Below are 18599 nucleotides of genomic sequence, written 5' to 3'. Positions count from 1 at the left end.
ATTGAGTCTGTCTGCGCGGACTGAGCCCGCGTGGGTTGAGCGTGTCGAAATCTCCGCGGGGTGACTCGTCGAGACGGTCTCGACACGCTCGACCTCCGAACAGCCGGCGGTGCCATGAAGCACGAATCCACCGAACTCGCGGCGCGATATTTGTAGATGTCAGCACAGGGGATGACGGTGCGCCGCAACGCGTCCGGCATCCACCTGGCTGTGTGGTCATGCCGTCGGATCCGGGTCGAATAGCGGTTGCCCGGTCTCCAGCAGCGTCTTCAGACCGTCGATGACGGTCAGCCACCCGATGCCGCCGATGCTCTTGGCGGTCTTCGGGGAGTTCTCCAGCCGGTCGTGAACGGCGGTGAGCAAGCAGACCCCGCGACCCTGTTCCTCGATCAGCCAGGTGACCCTGCTCCGTGGTTCGGCGGCCATGTCCTGATCGTAGAGCGAGCGCCAGGGCACGACCAGCTTGTGCGGCGGGTCGGCCTCTTCGATGATCTCGTCGCCCCACAGGGTGGTGCCGTCCGGCGCGTAGTACCGGAACGGCGTGCCGGTCACGCCGGTCGTCTCGACGCGGGCGCCGTGGAAGTACCGACTGGTGAATTCCGGTGTGGTGATGGCGTCCCAGATCTGCTGGGCGGTCGCCCTGATCAGGACTTGGTAGACCTGAGTTGTGGTTTCGGTGAGAGAACCCGTAGTGGTCATTTCTCCTGCTCCAACTGTTCCTTGAGTTCGGTGAGTGCGCTGACGCGTCGCTCGGTGTACTTGGTGATCCACCGGTCGTGGATCAGTCGGATCGGAACCGGATTGAGAAAGTGCAATCGTTCCCGCCCGACCTTCCGGGAGATGACGAGACCGGCATCTTCAAGCACCTTGAGGTGCTTCATCACCCCGAAGCGAGTCATCTCCACGTCGGTACCCAACTCGCCGAGCGCGCGACCGTCACGCTCGAAGAGCTGGTCCAGCAGGTGACGGCGGGTCGGGTCGGCCAGTGCCTTGAAGACCAGATCGCCGTCATCCATCCCCGAATAATAGGTGACCAATTAGTCACCTGTCAACACGTTGCATGAGCTTAACCTCATGACAGGCAACGATGCGCTACGCCGTGGCGACCCGCTCAGTGCGTGGCCTGGATCTCGCGAAGCCTCAGGAGCACCTGTTCGCGCAGGTCCTCGGGTGCGGTCTCCTTGCAGGCGCGCTGCACGGCCTGCGTGAGCACGAGTCCGACACGGTGTTCGGTCTCGCAATCGACACAGCCGGCCATGTGCTCGGCGATGTCCGCAGCATCCGCCTTGGTGAGCTCGTGGTGAAGATACTCTTCGAGCTCTGCCTTGGCCTTGTCACAACCGCAATCGGTCATTTTCGACTCCCAGACGATTTCGTGCCGCCCGAAACCGCGATCCCGCGATCTCGCGCATACCCAGCCAGCAGTTCCCGGAGCATCCGCCTTCCACGATGAAGGCGGCTCATCACGGTCCCAACCGGTGTTTTCATGATGTCGGCTATCTCCTGGTAGGAGAAGCCCTCTACGTCGGCGAAGTAGACCGCCATACGAAAGTCTTCCGGAATGGACTGCAGCGCGTCCTTGACGTCGCTGTCGGGCAGGTGGTCGATGGCCTCTGCCTCTGCCGACCGGGTGGACCTGCCCTGGGTGACCGACTCCGCCCCGCCGAGCTGCCAGTCCTCGAGTTCGTCGATCGTGCCCTGGTAGGGGTTGCGCTGGTTCTTGCGGTACCCGTTGATGAAGGTGTTGGTGAGGATGCGGTACAGCCAGGCCTTGAGGTTCGTGCCCTGCTGGAACTGTCCGAAGGCGGCGAAGGCCTTGACGAAGGTGTCCTGCACGAGATCGGACGCATCCGATGGATTGCGGGTCATCCGCATCGCCGCGGCATAGAGCTGATCCATGTAGGGGATCGCCTGTTCTTCGAACAGAGCGCGAGCCTCATCAGGTGCAGGCGTTTTATCGGTCGAGGTCGTCATCGACGCCAAGCTTACTTGGACGGGGTCGAGGGTATCAGGAGCATCACAGGACGGGGCCTCCAGCAAAAGCGCCACAGTACCCTCCTCTTCACACTCCCGGGCCGATACTCTGGTAACCGATGCTAGTTTCCAGTTATTCCAAGCCGGAGTTCGACCCGTACGAGAACGACGATCTCGTGCTCGAGGTCGAGCCGGGTCCGTGGCCTGCGCCCGGAGCCACCGGGCCGCTGAACTCGACCCTCGCGCTTCCCGGATCCAAGTCGCTGACTAACCGCGAACTGGTGCTCTCAGCCCTGGCCGAGGGGCCGTCGACGCTGCACGCTCCCCTGTTCTCGCGCGACTCCAACCTCATGGTGCAGGGGCTCAAGGAACTCGGAACCTCGATCGTTGAGACGCCAGGAGCGGGCAAGTACGGCCCGGACCTCCTCATCACCCCCGCCGAGCTCACGGGCGGCACCACCATCGATTGCGGGCTCGCGGGCACCGTGATGCGCTTTCTTCCGCCCGTCGCGGCCCTCGCACTCGGGCCCGTCGCCTTCGACGGCGACCCCAGCGCGCGCAAGCGCCCCATGCGCGCCACCATCGATTCCCTGCGCGCACTGGGCGTGGATGTCACGGACGACGGCCGCAGCCGCCTCCCGTTCAGTCTCTATGGCACCGGCTCCATCGAGGGTGGAGAGATCGAGGTGGATGCCTCGGGCTCGAGCCAGTTCGTCTCCAGCCTGCTGCTCGTCGGCGCTCGATTCACGAAGGGGCTCACCCTCCGCCACGTCGGCGACCGCGTGCCGAGCCACGCCCACATCGATATGACCATCGCCACGCTCGCCGCGCGCGGCGTCGAGGTCGACACCTCCGAGCCGAACCGCTGGGCGGTCGCGCCCGGGCCGATCGCGGGGATCGATGTCGACATCGAGCCGGACCTCTCCAACGCCGCGCCGTTCCTCGCCTCCGCTCTCGTCGCCGGCGGGTCGGTCACCATCACGGGCTGGCCCTCCGGTACCACCCAGGTCGGTGCGGAGATGGCGGAGATCCTGAGAAGCATGGGCGGCGAGGTGACGTTCACCGAGACGGGGAACGGCATCGGTGAGCTCACCGCGCGCGGCACGGGCAGTGTCCACGGCATCCGCCTCGACAACGCCAGCGAGCTCGCCCCGACGGTCGCGGCACTGGCCGCCCTCGCTGACAGTGAGACGGTGCTCACCGGCATCGCCCACCTCCGCGGGCACGAGACGGACAGGCTCGCGGCGCTCGCCACGGAGATCAATGCGCTTGGCGGAGACGTGACCGAGACGGACGACGGCCTCATCATCCGCCCCGCCGCCCTGCACGGCGGGCTCTGGCACAGCTACGAGGATCACCGCATGGCGACGGCCGGCGCGCTCATCGGGCTCGCGGTCGCGGGCGTCGAGGTCGAGAACATCGCGACAACCGCGAAGACCCTTCCCCAGTTCCCCCAGCTCTGGCAGGGCATGGTCAGCGGCATCTCGACCAGCCGCAGCACCGACCCGTTGAACCTGATCTGAGGCGAGCGCCGGTGCTGCTGAGTGGTCGGTCTCGCCGATGAGCTGGCTGGATGACTCCGACGACGACGACAAGTACGCGGACTACGAGGCGCGCGCTCGCCCGAATCCCAAGGGCAATCGGGCACGCACCAAGATTCGTCCGGAGCACAGCGATGCCGTAACCGGCCGGGTCACCACGGTCGATCGCGGGCGGTACTCCGTGCTCGTCGGCGAGGGAACCGTGGGCGAGCACGAGGCAACGGCCTCGCGAGCAAGCGAACTGCGCAAGAAGCCCATCGTCACCGGGGACCGGGTCGACCTGGTCGGCGACACGAGCGGAACGGAGGGCAGCCTCGCCCGCATCGTGCGCATCCAGCCGCGCACCACGGTGCTGCGCAGGAGTGCGGATGACACCGACGAGGTCGAGCGCATCATCGTCGCCAACGCGGACCAGATGCTCGTCGTCGTCGCCGCAGCCAACCCTGAGCCGAGGCCGCGGCTCGTGGACCGCTATCTCGTGGCGGCGTTCGACGCCGGCATCTCCCCCATCCTGTGTGTCACGAAGACGGACCTCGCGGACCCGGCGGAGTTCCTTGCGAACTTCGCCGGACTCGACATCCGCGTGGTGACGAGCGGCGAGGGCGCGATGCCCACCGAGGAGATCCGAGCGCTGCTCGAGGGACACACGACCGTGGCGGTCGGCCACTCCGGCGTGGGCAAGTCCACCCTCGTCAACGCGCTCGTACCCGATGCGAATCGCGCGACCGGGCGCGTGAACACGGTGACGGGGCGCGGCAGGCACACCTCCTCGTCGACGGTGTCCTATCGGGTGGACACCGGCTGGATCATCGACACCCCCGGTGTGCGCTCCTTCGGGCTCGGACACGTCGATCCGAACAACATCCTGAAGTCGTTCACGGATCTCGCTGCGATCGCGGAGGACTGCCCGCGCGGCTGCACGCACCTGCCGGACTCTCCGGACTGCGCGATCATCGAGCAGGTCGAGGATGGCCGGCTCGGCGAGGTGGGCAAGCAACGCCTGGACTCCTTCCAGCGATTGCTGGCCTCACTCTCCTCGTAGTCACCCCGTCGCCTGTCTCCCGCCACGGCTACCCTTGAGGCGTGACCGAATACACGCTGCACTCCGATCTGAGCTTCGCCCTCCAACTTGCAGACATGGCGGATGAGATCTCGCTCGATCGCTTTCGCGCGGGCGATCTCGTGGTCACGACGAAACCCGACATGAGTCCGGTGTCCGATGCCGACAAGGCCGTGGAGACGGCCATCCGCGCCGCGCTGGCCGACAGCCGCGCCGGTGATTCGATCCTGGGCGAGGAGTTCGGCGTCGAGCCCGCGACCGACACGGGCGCGACGCGCCAGTGGATCATTGACCCGATCGACGGCACCAAGAACTACGTGCGCGGTGTGCCCATCTGGGCCACCCTGATCTCCCTCGCCATCGACGGCGTGCCCGTGGTCGGCGTGGTCAGCGCCCCTGCTCTGGGCCGGCGTTGGTGGGCCGCAGCGGGCGGCGGCGCACACACGAGCGAGGCGGCACTCTCGCAGAACCGAACCGGGGTCTCGCGACAGGAGCGCCGCATCCACGTCTCGGAGGTCTCGGAGGTCGCGGATGCCTCGGTGAGTTGCAGTGGGATCACCCGCTGGGAGGAGGCGGGCAGGCTCGACGCCTACCTCGACCTCGCGCGCGCGGCCTGGCGCAGTCGCGACTACGGCGACATGTGGCCGTACATGATGGTTGCGGAGGGGCTCGTGGATGTCGCGGGCGAGTTCGACCTCAAGCCGTGGGACATGGCGGCGCTCATCCCCATCGTGCAGGAGGCCGGCGGCCGCTTCAGTTCGGTTGACGGGGTGGACGGACCGTGGAACGACTCGGCTCTCGCCACCAACGGGCGACTCCACGACGACGTGCTCGCCGTGCTCGGCCGCACGAAGGCCTGACGCCGCAGCCTCAGACCCCGAGCGAGACGCTGAACCCCTCGCCCATGCGCGCCCAGAGGGCGACGAGAGACTCATCCGTGGAGATGGCGAGTGTGGGCAGCAGCACCTCGGATTCGGCGGTCAGGTGCCTGCCGATGATCACGCGCAGCGCGATGGCGGCGCTCGCAGTGTCGAAGGTCGCGCCCGAGCTCACGTCGGCCAGCCGCTCAACCGCCTCGGCGATCGCCTCGAGCCCCGCGCTGAGCGCCGAGACGAGCGGTCGCTGCTGTGGACGGAGCGCGACCACGGGGTAGAGGATCTCCTCCTCGAGTCGCAGCTGCGGCAGGACCTCCGCCCTCACCCACTCGACGAGCTCGGCCACCCGCTCCGCGGATTCGCCGTCGCCGGCCAGTCGATCCAGCAGTGCGGAGGTTCGCCCTGCCAGTTCGCCGAGGAAGGTCGCGTGACGCCGGGTGATCTCGTCGAAGGCGTGCGCGTTGGGCCCGGTCGACGTGAGAACGGAGTTGTGTCGCGCCCACTCGTGAACGCCGCCGGCCGCGCGGTCGGCGACCTCGTGGTCGGCGGATGTGCCCGGCCGCCCGAGGGGCGCGGGCTCGCGAAACGGCACGGCGTGGCCCAGTGACACGTGTGCGGTCGCGTAGGACGTCGCACGTGGCTTGGACAGCCTCGGTCCGAGCAGCGTGACCATGACGTGGGACGTCTCGGTGGCGGCAATGGAGTGCGCCACCTGCTTCTCCAGGTGGATGATCGCCCCCGCGGGCATGTCGACCTTCTCGCCCTCGACCGTGAGCGTGACCCTGCCCTGCAGCGTCTGGATGAGCAGAGGAGAACTCTCCGCACGCTGCGCGAGCACCTGTCCTGCATCGAAGGAGAGGCGAAGGATGCGCACACCCTTGGTCTTGAGCACCTGCCGCCTACGGGCTCTTCCGCTGGCGACGGGAAGCGTCGCAAGCAGCGAGTCGATACCGTTGGAGACAACTGTGATCCGCCGGTGGGCGGGGGTGCGAGCGCCCGGCTCCCAATCATCGGACACGAGCATCCTCTCCGTCGGCGGATCACATTAAACGGCATGTTACTCCTTTTTATTCTCGCGGGGAAGAGCCGTGAGCAAGCACGCGGGACTGCCCGCTGAGGCCCGTACTGCACGCCGAGAGAGGTGAGTGGGCGCTAGGATTTCTTCATGACCAGCCAGGCGACCGCGTACAAGAAACCACTCTCCAAACCAGCCGCCGGAGGAGTCTTCCTGCTTCTCTGGGCCATCGCCATCGTCGCCTGGAGCCTCTCCCATCTGGCCACGAACCCGCACGTCGGTGCATTCATCGTGGATGTCGGCATCGTTGCGGCCTCGCTCGGTTTCGCCGCGCTGTTCCTCCGCACGCTCCCCGCGCTGCGCTCCGCCGCCTGGCTCGCCCTCGTCGCGGTCGTGCTCTTCCTGGTCGGCGACCTGCTGCACATCACCGGTCTCGTGTACCTGCTGCGCATCCTCGGCCCGTTCCTCGCGATGCTGACGCCGATCTTCAAGATCGGCGACACCATCCGCATCTTCAACTGACGCCCAGACGGCGGCTCGTGCGATGATCCGTCGATGCCGCGTTCCCCGCGCACGGGAGTGAGTCGGATGCGCGCGGTGCTGTTCCACGAGTTCGGCCGACTGCCGACGATCGCCGAGGTCCCCGCTCCCGCCTGTCCGCCCGCCGGCGCCATCATCCGCGTACGCGCGACCGGCCTGTGCCGCAGCGACTGGCACGGCTGGATGGGACACGACGACGGCATCCGTCTGCCCCACGTTCCCGGGCACGAGCTCGCGGGCGTGATCGAGGAGCTCGGCCCGCGGGCGAATCGGGCCGGTGCCTGGAAGGTCGGCGACCGGGTCACCGTGCCCTTCGTGTGCGCCTGTGGACGCTGCGAGCAGTGCGCGGCGGGCAACCACCAGGTCTGCGACCACCAGGAGCAGCCCGGGTTCACCCACTGGGGGTCGTTCGCCGAATTCGTGGCCATCGCGGAGGCGGACACCAACCTGATCGCCCTCCCAGACGCGCTCGATTTCGTCTCCGCCGCAGCACTCGGCTGCCGCTTCGCCACCGCCTACCGCGCCGTCATGACGCAGGGCCGCGTGCGAGAGAACGAGTGGGTGGCCGTGCACGGGTGCGGCGGCGTCGGCCTGTCCGCGATCATGATCGCCGCCGCGGCGGGCGCGCGGGTCGTCGCGGTCGACGTGTCGGCGGAGGCGCTCGCGGTCGCCGAGGAGCTGGGAGCGACCGGCGTTCTCGGCACGGCGGACGTCGTATCCGCGGTGCGCGAGCTCACCGGCGGGGGTGCCCGCCTCTCCCTCGACGCCTACGGGAGCAGGACAACGAGCGAGAACTCCATCCGGAGCCTGCGCAAACGCGGCAGGCACGTGCAGGTCGGACTCATGCTCGGCGACAACGCGAACGCGCCCGTACCGATGGACCTCGTGATCGCGAGCGAGCTCGAGATCCTCGGCAGTCACGGCATGGCCGCGCACGAGTATCCGGCCATGCTCGAGCGGATCGCGGATGGCCGCATCGACCCACGACTGCTCGTGGGCCGCACGATCGGTCTCGACGACGCACCGGAGGCGCTCGCGACGATGGACGCGAGCGCGCACCCCGGCATGACGGTTATCGAACTGCCCGCCTAGTTGTACACCCGGCCGGGCGCGGACGACTCAGGCCAGCGACGTCACCGTCACGCGCGGGTGCAGCTCACGGGTGTGGTCGAGCGCGCGGGTCTCCCCCACGAGCGTCACCGAGTTCTCCGCGACGATGTCGGAACTCGACCGGCCGAACCCGAGCACGAGTTCCCCCGGCTCGACGATGCGCGCTCCCGCGCGGGAGGTGAATGAGGCAAGATCCGCTGGCACCGTGAACTGAACGCGCGCCGCCTCCCCCGCGGCGAGGTCCACCCGTGCGAATCCGATCAGGCGCTGGACCGGGCGAACCACGGATGCGACCGGGTCGTGCAGGTACAACTGCAAGACATCCGCGCCCTGCCTCTCACTCACGTTGCGCACGTCGATGGCGACCGTCACCGATCCGTCGACGGCGATCTCCGTCTGCGCACCCGCGACGGCGGTCCACTCGAAGGTCGAATAGCCGAGTCCGTGCCCGAAGGCGAACGCCGGAGTCGGGTCGATGTTCGACACGTCGGTGGCGCGAGCGAGCGGCGGGGCCAGGTAGGTCGTCGGCTGGGAACCCGCGCTCGACGGGATGCTCACGGGCAGTCGACCGCTCGGGTTGACGCGACCGCTCAGAACGCCCGCAATCGCCTTCGTGCCCTCTTCTCCGGGGAAGAACGACTGCACGATGGCTGCCGCCTTCTCGACGGCGGAGCCGAGCGCGTATGGGCGCCCGGCCAGCATCGTCACGACGGTCGGAGTTCCTGTGGCGATGACCGCGTCGAGCAGGTCCTGTTGCGCACCGGGCAGGCTCAGCGATTCGGCGTCGCAGCCCTCGCCGCTCGTGCCGCGGCCGAAGAGACCTGCACGGTCGCCGAGCGCAAGAATCGCGACATCCGAGGTGCGCACCGCCTCGAGCGCGTCGGCGAAGCCCGTCGTCTCACCGCCGTCGACGCTCGTGGCCTTCGCGTAGCTCACGATGCTGTCGGGGAACTCTGCCCTGACCGAGTCGAGCAGCGTCGGAAGTTCGATTCCGACCGGGAAATCGGGGTGCTTGACGCCGATGTGCACGGGGAAGGAGTAGCAGCCGAGCACGGCGAGCGGCTCGTCGGCGTTCGGGCCGATCACCGCGACCCTGCGCGGGCTCTGCAGCGGAAGAACGCCCTCGTTGCGCAGGAGCACGATGGCGCGTTCCGCGAGCTCGCTCGCGATGGCGCGGTTGGCCGGTGAGTCGAGGTCAACCGAGCCGCGTACGGCCTCCGGGTCGGACACCTCCGCGCCGGCGAGTGCCGTCGGCACGGATGACCAGCCCTCGTCGAGCAAGCCGAGCTGCACCTTCTGGGTGAGCACGCGACGCAGCGCGGTGTCGACGACGGCGACGTCCAGGCGCCCCGCTGCGATCTCCTCACGCACCGGCTCCGCGAAGGTCTTGACCGTGGGCAGCTCGACGTCGATTCCCGCGGTGAGTGCCGCGGCCGCCGCCTCTCCCCATGAGCCGGCGACTCCGTGCAGCGTGTGCAGAAAGGCGATGGCGAAGTAGTCGGCCACGACCGTTCCCTCGAAGCCCCAGGTCTCCCTGAGCAGGCCCGTGAGCAGCTCACGATCGGCCGCAGCAGGCACGCCGTCCATGTCGGTGTACGCGTTCATCACCGAGCGCACACCGCTCTCCCGCACCGCCATCTCGAACGGTGGGAGCAGCACGTCTGCTCGCTCACGCGGTCCAACCGAGACCGGGGCGAGATTGCGGCCGGCCTTCGAGGCGGAGTATCCGACGAAGTGTTTCAGGGTGGCGACGATTCCGGCGGATTCGAGGCCGCGGATGTACGCGGTCGCGATGGATCCGACCAGGTACGGGTCCTCGCCGATGGTCTCTTCCACGCGGCCCCAGCGGGCATCGCGAACGACGTCCAGCACGGGAGCCAGTCCCTGGTGCACGCCGACCGAGAGCATGTCTGCGCCGATGTGCTCGGACATCCGCTGCACCAGTTCCGGATCGAAGCTCGCTCCCCACGACAGCGGGACGGGGTAGGCGGTCGCTCCCCAGGCGGCGAAGCCCGCGAGGCACTCCTCGTGCGCGAGCGCCGGGATGCCGAAGCGGTTGCTCGCGGCGATGTGGTTCTGGGTGCGCAGGAGCGAGACGGCGCCCACGGCCGGGTCGACCGGAGTCGTGCCGAACGGGCGGGTGAGCTGGCCGAGTCCGCTCGGCAACAGCGCCTCGAGGTCGACGGTGTCGTTCATGTCGTGCTGGTGCGGCGCGACATCCTCACCCGCGTTGGATGCTCCGACCCATACTCCGTAGAGCTGCGCGAGCTTCTCCTCGAGCGTCATAGCGGAGACGAGCGATTCCACCCGCTCCTGGATGGTGAGAGTCGAGTCTCTCCAGGGAGTTTCCTTCGACGAAGGGGATGAGGCGTTCACTGCCGTCCTTTCACTACATCCGCGATCGGACGTTCGAAGTCTAGGAGCGAACCGGATATGTGGTCAAGCCAAACATATTCGCGCGCGGTGCGACAAGGCGCACGGAAACCCGTCAGCGCGCGGTGGTGGCCAAGGGTGGAGATGGGGGGAATTGAACCCCCGTCCACTGCTGTGGTCGTGTGCCTTCTACGGGTGTAGCCAGTGAAAGCGTTCTACTCGGCTCCGGAATTTGCCACTGGCATCCAATCCGACGAGCCCAGCCCTGGTTCGAGTCCCTCGCAGCCCTCGGGCGTAACTACGAAGCAATCTCTCTAGATAACGCCAGCACCCGGGTAGAGAGCATTCCCGGACTGACGGACTTCATTTAGTGCTTTTGCTTAGGCAGCAAGAGCGAAGTCAGTGCGCTTTGAATTGGCACTTATTGTTTGCAGACATCGTTTACGAGATAAGCCTGCCTCCTCGACCCGCTTCTCACAGTTGCTCAGGCAATGTCGAAACCGATCATCCCCATGCGCCCTCATGAAAGGGAGGTCACCACCGCACGCTGTTGAGTTGTCACCGCTGCAGTCCATCGGACGCAGCCCTACAGCTTAGAACATCCTGGCGCCGCTTTCTATGCCTCACTGATCCGAGCGCGCCCGCAGCACTCCCGGGTTCTCAGAGTTCGCTTGGAATTCTTAGCGATTTCTTAGACCGTTCGGGAAAAACTCCCCCGAGGCGATGATGATCGCCGATTGGGGAGGAATACACCGTGCGCAGTGCCGTCAGGCGAGCAAAAAACCTGGTTCGGCTCTTAAGACGTGCGTTCGCGGCCGAGCTGCGAGCCATCTCTCAAAGAGGCCCGGTTCGCGCCCGAACCGTTCTGTATGAATCGTTCGAGGGGAATGGTGCGCTGGACAACCCCGAGGCGATCTTTCGCGAGCTCCTCCGAAGTGCCGATATGGCGGACCTCACCCACACCTGGGTGTTGAACAGCCGCCACCAGCACGAGGAGATACAGGCCGAGTTCGCCGACGACCCACGAGTGCGCTTCGTGAAACACAGGTCGTACGGGTACTTTCGCGCGCTCGCAACCAGCAACTACCTAGTCAACAACGCGACGTTTCCGCCCGAGTTCAGCAAGCGGCCCGATCAGGTCTATCTCAACACCTGGCACGGCACTCCGCTCAAGCGCATGGGCTATGACATGCCGAACGGGGCGATGGGTTCGGCCAACACGCTGAGAAACTTCGTTTCGGCCGACTTCCTGCTCTCCCAGAACCCCTATATGACCCAGCAAATGTATGAGAACTCGTACAGGCTTCGGGGAATCTACGCGGGGAAGATCATCGAGGCCGGATATCCCCGTGTCGACCACCAGTTTCTGGATGAGCGCGCCGTCACGGCGGGACGTCGACGACTCGAGACCGCGGGCCTCGACCTTCGCGGCAGGCGAATCGTCTTGTATGCGCCGACCTGGAAGGGTGGCTCGTTCTCGTCTCCGGAAGACGATGCCAGGGAACTCTTCGAGACCGTACAAGGACTGCAGGCGCGCCTGGGCCGGGACGAGTACGTCGTGCTGCTCAAGACGCACCAAGTGGTGCACCGGTTCGCGGCGACGAATCCGGCGCTCGCCCGAGTGCTGGTTCCCAACGACATCCCCACGAACACCGTCCTCGGCCTGAGCGACATCCTCATCACCGACTACTCGTCGATCTTCTTCGACTTCCTGGCATCCGATCGCCCCATCGTCTTCTACACGCCGCACGCGAGCGCGTACTCCGACACACGCGGCACCTACCTGGCGGCGCAGGAGCTTCCCGGCGCCAGCTGCGCCACCCTGGACGAGCTCGCGGCCGCGGTGACAACCGCCGGCAGTGATCAGACGCCGCAATCGGCACGCGACGCCAACTATCGCGACTGGAAGGAGCGATTCGTCGCCCAGGAAGATGGACGGGCTGCCGAGCGAGTGGTCGATATCGTCTTCCGGGGAAACGCCACGAGCGGTACCGTGCTGTCGATCTCCGACGACTCGCGCATCCCGATGCTGCTGCATCTCGGCGGCATGCGGTCCAACGGGATCACCTCTGCCGCACTCAACCTGCTGGGCGGCATCGACCACGAACGCTACGACGTTTCCGTGGTCATCACCCGCCCGCGTGGCGCACAACAGAAGGCGAACCAGGCCAGGATCGATCCCCGGGTCCGTCAGTTCCACCGCGTGGCGGGGATGAACGGCAGCAAGCTCCTTCACCTTCGGCGCAAGTGGGCCGACCTGCACCGCGAGCCCTACCTCGGCACGGTCAGCGAGCCACAGCACGAATTCTGGGATGACGAGTGGCGACGGTGCTTCGGCCAGAGTCGCTTCGACTCCGTCATCGATTTCAGCGGATACAGCCCGTTCTGGGCGAGGCTGCTGCTCCATTCGCCCGAGGCACACAGGGCCATCTGGCTGCACAATGACATGCTCGCCGAGACCGACCGGGTCATCCGCGGGCGACGACGGATGCGCGTGGGACTTCGCGCGGTCTTCGCCCTGTACGGCGCGTTCGACTCGCTCGTGTCGGTCTCCCCCAGCCTCAACCTCGTGAACCGCGCCTCGCTGATGTCCCTGTGCGGACTGCGCGCCAAGCAGTTCGTGGCGGCGCGCAACCTCGTCGACGGCGATCGGGTGGTCGAAGGCATGAGGCAGGATGTTCGCGAGCTCGCCCAGCACCCGGTCGACCCGGACACCGGCGACATCCTCGCGCCCGAATGGGCGGAATCCCTCGCCACCGACGACGAACTCGTGTGGTTCGTCACCGTCGGCAGGTTCTCGCCGGAGAAGAACCAGGAGCGCCTCCTGCGCGCGTTCCGCGCGGTGCACCTCGACAACCCGAACGCGAGACTTCTCCTGGTGGGCTACGGACCCCTCCGCGCCGAACTGGAAGCGCTGAAAGTCGAACTCGGGCTCGACGGGGTCGCCCATCTCGTGGGACCGTACGCGAACCCGTTCGCCATCGTCGCCGCGTGCGACTGTTTCGTTCTCTCCAGCAACTACGAAGGCCAGCCGATGGTGATCCTCGAAGCGGCGATCATGGGCCTGCCGATCGTGTCTGTCGACTTCGATTCTGTGCGCGACGCACTCCCGGGCGACGACATCCACATCGTGGCGCAGGACGATGCGTCACTGGCGCAGGGCATGCGCGACTTCCTCGCGGGCAGGGTCCAGCCGTGCTCACTCGACGCGCAGCGCTACAACGAGGCCGCGACCCGGGAATTCTACGACGCGACCGTAGCGTCCGTGCTCGTGCGAGATGTACCCGCCCGCTAGATTGAAGGGAATAGAAGGTTCGTTCTCCCCGAACAATGCGGAGCTGCGCATGCGAGTCGGTACACCCGCGGAACGGCCGCGCCTGCTCCTCATCGAAGACGACCCACAGCTCGGGCCGCTGGTCGCGCAGGTGCTCTCCGAGAGCTACACCGTCACACTCGAGACAGACGGCAGCAGAGGCGTGACCGCAGGGCTGAGCGGAGACTTCGACATCATGGTGATCGACCGCCGGCTGCCGTCTCTTGACGGCCTCGCGGTCGTCGAGACGCTCCGCCGTAAGAGAGTCACCACGCCGATGCTGATCCTCACGGCGCTCGGCACGGTGGCGGACAAGGTGAGCGGCCTTGATTCCGGAGCGAACGACTACCTCGTCAAACCCTTCGAATTCGACGAGCTCCTGGCTCGCCTGCGCGCGCTCAGGCGTACCTTCACGGGCGAGGGCGCGATGATGCGGGTCGGCGCCTGGGAGTTCTACCCCGAGAGCCGCACCATCTACTCGCCGTACGACGGCCGCGTTCTCCTCACCACCCGCGAGACCGCGCTCCTGCGGATGCTCGCAGAGAGCCCCAGACAGACCTTCACCCGGCAGCAGATCCTCCGCTCGGCATTCAGTCAGGGCGACCAGCCCGGCACGGTGGACACCTACGTGCACTATCTCAGGCGCAAGACGGACATCGACCTCATCCTCACCGTCCGCGGCCAGGGCTATCGCCTGGGGAACCCGTGAACAAGCGTCGCAGAGGAGCACGTGTCGTGGACAGCGACACGCACGCGTTGCGACGCGCGTCGCGCAGGGTAGGCATCCAGATCGCCGTCGCCTGTGCGGTTGTCGTCGTGGCCGTCGTCACGCCGATGTACCTGTTCATCGTCACCCAGGTCAAACCGGGAGAACTCTTCGAACTCATCCCCGACCCGGACAACCTCGACGTAAGCGCGGGATACGTACTGCGCGGCACCGTTATCACCGGCGGCATTCTCATCGTGCTGGCAGGCCTTCTCAGTTGGTTCGTGACGCGGCGGGCCGTGAAACCTCTCGGGACAGCACTGCGCATGCAGCGCACCTTTGTGGCGGATGCCAGCCACGAGCTGCGCACGCCCCTCACCGTGCTCGATGCGCGTCTCCAGGTGCTCCAGCGCGGACTCACGCCCGACGACCCCTCTGCAGCAATCGTCGCGCAGCTCCGGAATGACGCGAAGTCCCTGGTCGACATGGTCAACGACCTGTTGCTCGCAGCGGAAACGGGCGACGGACACGAGCATCACGCATCCCCGACACCGCTCGGTCCGACCATCGCGGTGGTCGTCAAGTCGATGCAGCTCATTGCAGACGACACCTCCGTCAGGATCATCGTCAACGACCCGGCACCCCTCTGGACCCTCATGCCGGAGACGAGCATGCACCGCTGCCTCGTCGCACTGCTCGACAACGCGCTTCAATTTGCGCCGAAGGGTTCAGAGGTCGTCGTCGGAGTGAGCGCGACGCGATCCACGATCATGGTGACGGTGCGGGATCACGGGCCCGGAATCCAGGGAATCTCCCCCGACCGGATCTTCGACCGCTTCGCACACGCCAGGGATGCCGGAGACGAGGCCGTTGCCACCAGAACCGGTTTCGGAATCGGTCTGTCGCTCGTTCGCGACATGGCCACTCGCAACGGTGGTTCTGTCACCGTCGTGCGAAGTTCTGCGGACGGAACCGAGATCGGCCTATCGCTACCCCGAGCACACATTCACTAGGTCGGTGAGGGCGTCAGCTGTCCGCGAGGTCGATCGCTTCGGCATCGACCTCGCCCAACAGCTGCACCGCGAACCAGGACACGACAGTGAGCGCCCCGAGTACGACCACCCCGATACCGGAAGCCCAGGCCCAGTCCATCAGACACCCCCTCGCGTGCAGCACCTCGTGTTCATGCACGTCTTCGGGAACAACTCTTGCCCACGCGTTCCAAGAATTTTCCAAGGGTGTACCGCGCGGATGGACGCGGAGCGGATCGCGCTCTAGACGGTTCCTTTGCGACGCAGTCTCGCGGATCCCGACGCGGTGCGCAGCCACGGCAGGAGGAAGCCCAGCCAGAGCGCGAGGACGAACGCGCTTGCCGCGAGCGTGTAGACCATAGACGCCAGGACATCCGTCGGGTAGTGCACGCCGAGATAGAGGCGCGACCAGGCCACGACGACGACGGCAACCGAGACGGCGGACATCGCGATGATTCGCCGCACACGGTGGTCCCGCGCCAGGAAGATGATGGCGATACCCAGTGCGGCGGCGAAGCAGGTGTGGCCGCTCGGGAAGCTGAACGAGTGCTCGTTGGCCAGCGGGTTGGCGAAGGTGCTCGAATCCGGTCGTGCGCGGCGCACGAGCTGCTTGATGACCTCGCTGCCGAGGTAGGAGATGCCCACCATCACCCAGAAGGTCACGACCCGAGGGATGCTGCGCGTGACGGCCAGCACGGCGACCCCGCCCAGCAGGGTGATGATGGACGCAATCGGCGGGCTGAACAGCCACGCGATGCCCAGGGCGACGGCAGAGAGAGCGACCGTGTGGTGCGCACTCAGCCACTGCAACACCGTGAGTTCGTGCGAGGCCCACCCGCTCGAGTGCGCCACGATCAACCCCACGACGATGACGAGCACGACGACGATGACGCTTACGACGATGACCGCGCGCGTACGACGCAACGGGCGAAGCGGGCCTTCATCGACAGAGCTGTTGCCCGGAATCGAACCGATCACGCGTCACCCATTACCTCTCCGCGGGCGCACAGCCCGGACATCGAGAGTTTCTCGCGCCGTGCCCAAGACAACTCTAAGGAGCGATGGGGCACGGCAACTGGAGCTCAGCTGAGTGCCGCGGGCCTGCGTTGGACCGGCGCGATCCAGTTCACCACGACGACGGCCGTGATGGATCCGGCGGCCATGATCGCCGCGAGCACGACGATCTGGAACCGGCCGGCCTCGAGCGGAGACACGCCGCCGAAGATCGCGCCGACGAACGCGCCGGGGAGCGTCACGAGCCCCGTCGTCTTGGTCTGGTCTGTCGTGGGGATCAGTGCGGAATAGACCGCGCGCCGCGCGAGGTCGAAAGTCGACTGTCGGGGAGTCGCGCCCAGGGCGAGCCAGCCCTCGACCTCATCCCAGTGGTCCCCCACCCCCTCAGTGAAACGGCGCCCGGCAAGCGTTGCAATCGTCATGGTGTTCCCGATGACGATGCCTCCGATCGCGAGCGCATACCGCGGCGAAAAGGCAATGGCTCCCGTCCAGAAGGTGATCCCGAGCGTCACGAGGATGCCGAGCGCCATGGCGGAGAACATCATGACCGCGTGCGGCCACGACCATCCGATCCGATGTGTCGCGGTGGATGCGGCGACCGAGTACATGACAAGGAGCGCGGCTGTGACCCAGAGCGGGCTCGAGATCACGCCGGCCAGCACGAAGCTGATGATGGCCAACTGCGCGGTGCCCCGCAGGATCGCCAGGGCGGGCGCCCAGCGGTGGGGAACGCGGTACGCGAAGAGCACGCCGGTGGCGACCAGGATGAGGATCGCGACGCCGGTCAGACTCGGCAGGATATCTGCGGCCCAGGCCATGGAGTGAGCTTAGCCGCGCGAGACGACCATCATGATCGTCGAGTGCGCCACCACGCTTCTGGCCAGGGGCGACGCGGTGCTCGAGGTGGTTCCGGCCCACACATCGGTGATGCCGTAGCGCGCCTGCGCCCCGAGGGAGGTCGCCGACAGCTCCGCGGAGATGTCGACGGGGTGGGCGGTCTCGTTTGTCATCGTGATCGCGACGGAACCGTCCGCGAGGCCTTTCGCGAGCACCAGCCGGCCCGCAGGCGCGGACAGGATGCGCGCCTGGCGGCCGAGCGGATCCTGGTCGATCGCAACCGCACGGGCGTTCCCCAGGATGCCCAGTGTCGCCGCGTCGGCCCGGCCGAGATCATTGCCGGCCAGGAGCGGGGCCGCCATCTCGCACCAGAGGCTGAACTGGGTGCGATACTCGGCCGCAGTCATCCCGTCGTTCCCGACCTCGAGCATGTCTGGGTCGTTCCAGTGGCCCGGGCCTGCGCTCGAGGCGAGCGCCGCGTTCGCGTTCGCAATGCCGATCATCGATGCCCAGTTGTCCTGGATGTCGTGCGTCGTGCGCCACAGGTTTGCGACCGAGGTGCGCCATGCGACGACCGGCGTCTCGGGCTTGTCATGGATGCTGAACACGATCGGGCGCCCGGAGGCATCCAGCGCCTGCCGCATCGTCGTGAACGCCGACTGTCTGGTGACACCATCGTGATTCGCATTGCACCAGTCGTACTTGAGATAGTCGACACCCCACGACGCAAAGGTCTTCGCGTCGAGTGCCTCGTGTCCGAGGCTCCCCAGGTGACCCGGATAGTCGTTGTAGAGCTCGCCGCAGGTCAGGCGGCCCGGGGTCGCGTAGATGCCGAAGGAGAGGCCCCTGGCGTGTATGTAGTCCCCGAGCGCCTTCATCCCGTCGGGGAACCGGGTCGGGTCTGCCCTGAGGCGCCCCCGTGCATCCCGGGTCGCGGCCTGCCAGCAGTCGTCGACGTTGACGTAGCGGTATCCGATCTCTCGCAGTCCGTCGCGGACGAGGGCGTCCGCAGCTGCCTCGACATCGGCAGCCGTCACCGTGCAGCCGAAGTGGTTCCAGCTGTTCCAGCCCAAGGGGGGCGTTGCAGCGAGGCCGTTGGCAACCAGCGTCGCGGGTGAAGCAGCTACCGATGGCGCGGGCGAGCGGCCAGGAACGCATGCGGTGAGCCCGACTAGCAGCACGAACGCGGTCACGATGGGCGCCGCGCACC

Annotated in this window: 18 protein-coding genes and 1 other RNA gene; 8 read left to right on the top strand and 11 right to left on the bottom strand. The window is 66.7% G+C overall.

The genetic code is table 11. The features are described from left to right. Positions 1–216: 216 nt before the first annotated feature. From ABUA28_RS12095 to ABUA28_RS12080, 4 genes are all read right to left on the bottom strand, one after another. Positions 217–699 (bottom strand): SRPBCC domain-containing protein, encoded by a 483-nt coding sequence (locus ABUA28_RS12095; protein WP_349904435.1) that lies wholly within the window; start codon positions 697–699, stop codon positions 217–219. Further along, positions 696–1016 (bottom strand): ArsR/SmtB family transcription factor, encoded by a 321-nt coding sequence (locus ABUA28_RS12090; protein WP_349904434.1) that lies wholly within the window; start codon positions 1014–1016, stop codon positions 696–698. Before ABUA28_RS12090 ends, ABUA28_RS12095 begins: the two co-directional genes overlap by 4 nt. A 95-nt stretch (positions 1017–1111) precedes the next feature. Beyond that, positions 1112–1354 carry a zf-HC2 domain-containing protein gene (locus ABUA28_RS12085; protein ID WP_349904433.1) on the bottom strand — a complete coding sequence of 81 codons (243 nt, stop codon included), beginning with the start codon at positions 1352–1354 and terminating at the stop codon, positions 1112–1114. Further along, positions 1351–1974: a sigma-70 family RNA polymerase sigma factor gene (locus tag ABUA28_RS12080; protein ID WP_349904432.1), complete on the bottom strand. Its 624-nt coding sequence runs from the start codon at positions 1972–1974 to the stop codon at positions 1351–1353. Before ABUA28_RS12080 ends, ABUA28_RS12085 begins: the two co-directional genes overlap by 4 nt. Positions 1975–2093: 119 nt before the next feature. Between ABUA28_RS12080 and aroA the strand changes: the two genes are divergently transcribed. From aroA to ABUA28_RS12065, 3 genes are read left to right on the top strand one after another with little or no spacing between them, the layout of a single operon-like run. After that, entirely contained in the window at positions 2094–3497 is a 1404-nt protein-coding gene (aroA, locus tag ABUA28_RS12075; RefSeq protein WP_349904431.1) for a 3-phosphoshikimate 1-carboxyvinyltransferase, read from the top strand. Positions 3498–3534: 37 nt separating this feature from the next. Continuing rightward, positions 3535–4557, top strand: a complete 1023-nt coding sequence (gene rsgA / locus ABUA28_RS12070; RefSeq protein WP_349904430.1) for a ribosome small subunit-dependent GTPase A — start codon at positions 3535–3537, stop codon at positions 4555–4557. 41 nt (positions 4558–4598) lie between these two features. After that, a complete protein-coding gene (locus tag ABUA28_RS12065; protein WP_349904429.1) occupies positions 4599–5435 on the top strand; it encodes an inositol monophosphatase family protein in 837 nt (278 codons plus the stop codon). A gap of 10 nt (positions 5436–5445) precedes the next feature. Here ABUA28_RS12065 and ABUA28_RS12060 read toward each other — a convergent pair whose 3' ends face one another. After that, positions 5446–6468, bottom strand: a complete 1023-nt coding sequence (locus tag ABUA28_RS12060; protein ID WP_349904428.1) for a hemerythrin domain-containing protein — start codon at positions 6466–6468, stop codon at positions 5446–5448. A 147-nt stretch (positions 6469–6615) separates the two neighbouring features. On the opposite strand from ABUA28_RS12060, the gene ABUA28_RS12055 reads away from it, so the two are divergent. Next, positions 6616–6987, top strand: coding sequence for a hypothetical protein (locus tag ABUA28_RS12055; RefSeq protein ID WP_349904427.1), 372 nt, complete (start codon positions 6616–6618; stop codon positions 6985–6987). Between the two features lie 66 nt (positions 6988–7053). Beyond that, positions 7054–8097, top strand: a complete 1044-nt coding sequence (locus ABUA28_RS12050) for a zinc-dependent alcohol dehydrogenase family protein (protein ID WP_349904472.1) — start codon at positions 7054–7056, stop codon at positions 8095–8097. A 27-nt stretch (positions 8098–8124) separates the two neighbouring features. Here ABUA28_RS12050 and ABUA28_RS12045 read toward each other — a convergent pair whose 3' ends face one another. Together ABUA28_RS12045 and ssrA are read right to left on the bottom strand one after the other, a co-directional pair. After that, positions 8125–10491 carry a beta-xylosidase/alpha-l-arabinosidase gene (locus ABUA28_RS12045; protein WP_349904426.1) on the bottom strand — a complete coding sequence of 789 codons (2367 nt, stop codon included), beginning with the start codon at positions 10489–10491 and terminating at the stop codon, positions 8125–8127. Between the two features lie 133 nt (positions 10492–10624). After that, positions 10625–11000, bottom strand: a transfer-messenger RNA (tmRNA) gene (gene ssrA / locus ABUA28_RS12040). A 242-nt stretch (positions 11001–11242) separates the two neighbouring features. Here ssrA and ABUA28_RS12035 point away from each other — a divergent pair. From ABUA28_RS12035 to ABUA28_RS12025, 3 genes are read left to right on the top strand one after another with little or no spacing between them, the layout of a single operon-like run. Beyond that, complete coding sequence (locus ABUA28_RS12035; protein WP_349904425.1) at positions 11243–13783, top strand: glycosyltransferase; 2541 nt, start codon at positions 11243–11245, stop codon at positions 13781–13783. Between the two features lie 49 nt (positions 13784–13832). Then, positions 13833–14510, top strand: a complete 678-nt coding sequence (locus ABUA28_RS12030) for a response regulator transcription factor (protein WP_349904424.1) — start codon at positions 13833–13835, stop codon at positions 14508–14510. 26 nt (positions 14511–14536) lie between these two features. After that, positions 14537–15520, top strand: a complete 984-nt coding sequence (locus ABUA28_RS12025; protein WP_349904423.1) for a sensor histidine kinase — start codon at positions 14537–14539, stop codon at positions 15518–15520. Positions 15521–15533: 13 nt separating this feature from the next. On the opposite strand, the gene ABUA28_RS12020 is transcribed toward ABUA28_RS12025, so the two are convergent. From ABUA28_RS12020 to ABUA28_RS12005, 4 genes are all read right to left on the bottom strand, one after another. After that, positions 15534–15659, bottom strand: coding sequence for a hypothetical protein (locus ABUA28_RS12020; protein ID WP_349904422.1), 126 nt, complete (start codon positions 15657–15659; stop codon positions 15534–15536). Between the two features lie 122 nt (positions 15660–15781). Further along, a complete protein-coding gene (locus ABUA28_RS12015; RefSeq protein WP_349904421.1) occupies positions 15782–16516 on the bottom strand; it encodes a phosphatase PAP2 family protein in 735 nt (244 codons plus the stop codon). A gap of 104 nt (positions 16517–16620) precedes the next feature. After that, positions 16621–17370 carry an ABC transporter permease gene (locus ABUA28_RS12010; RefSeq protein WP_349904420.1) on the bottom strand — a complete coding sequence of 250 codons (750 nt, stop codon included), beginning with the start codon at positions 17368–17370 and terminating at the stop codon, positions 16621–16623. A 9-nt stretch (positions 17371–17379) separates the two neighbouring features. After that, positions 17380–18582: a glycoside hydrolase family 27 protein gene (locus tag ABUA28_RS12005; RefSeq protein WP_349904419.1), complete on the bottom strand. Its 1203-nt coding sequence runs from the start codon at positions 18580–18582 to the stop codon at positions 17380–17382. Positions 18583–18599 lie beyond the last annotated feature (17 nt).

Source organism: Parafrigoribacterium humi (genome assembly GCF_040227205.1).
GTDB lineage: Bacteria > Actinomycetota > Actinomycetes > Actinomycetales > Microbacteriaceae > Parafrigoribacterium_A > Parafrigoribacterium_A humi.
This window is presented reverse-complemented; position numbering and strand designations above follow the sequence as displayed.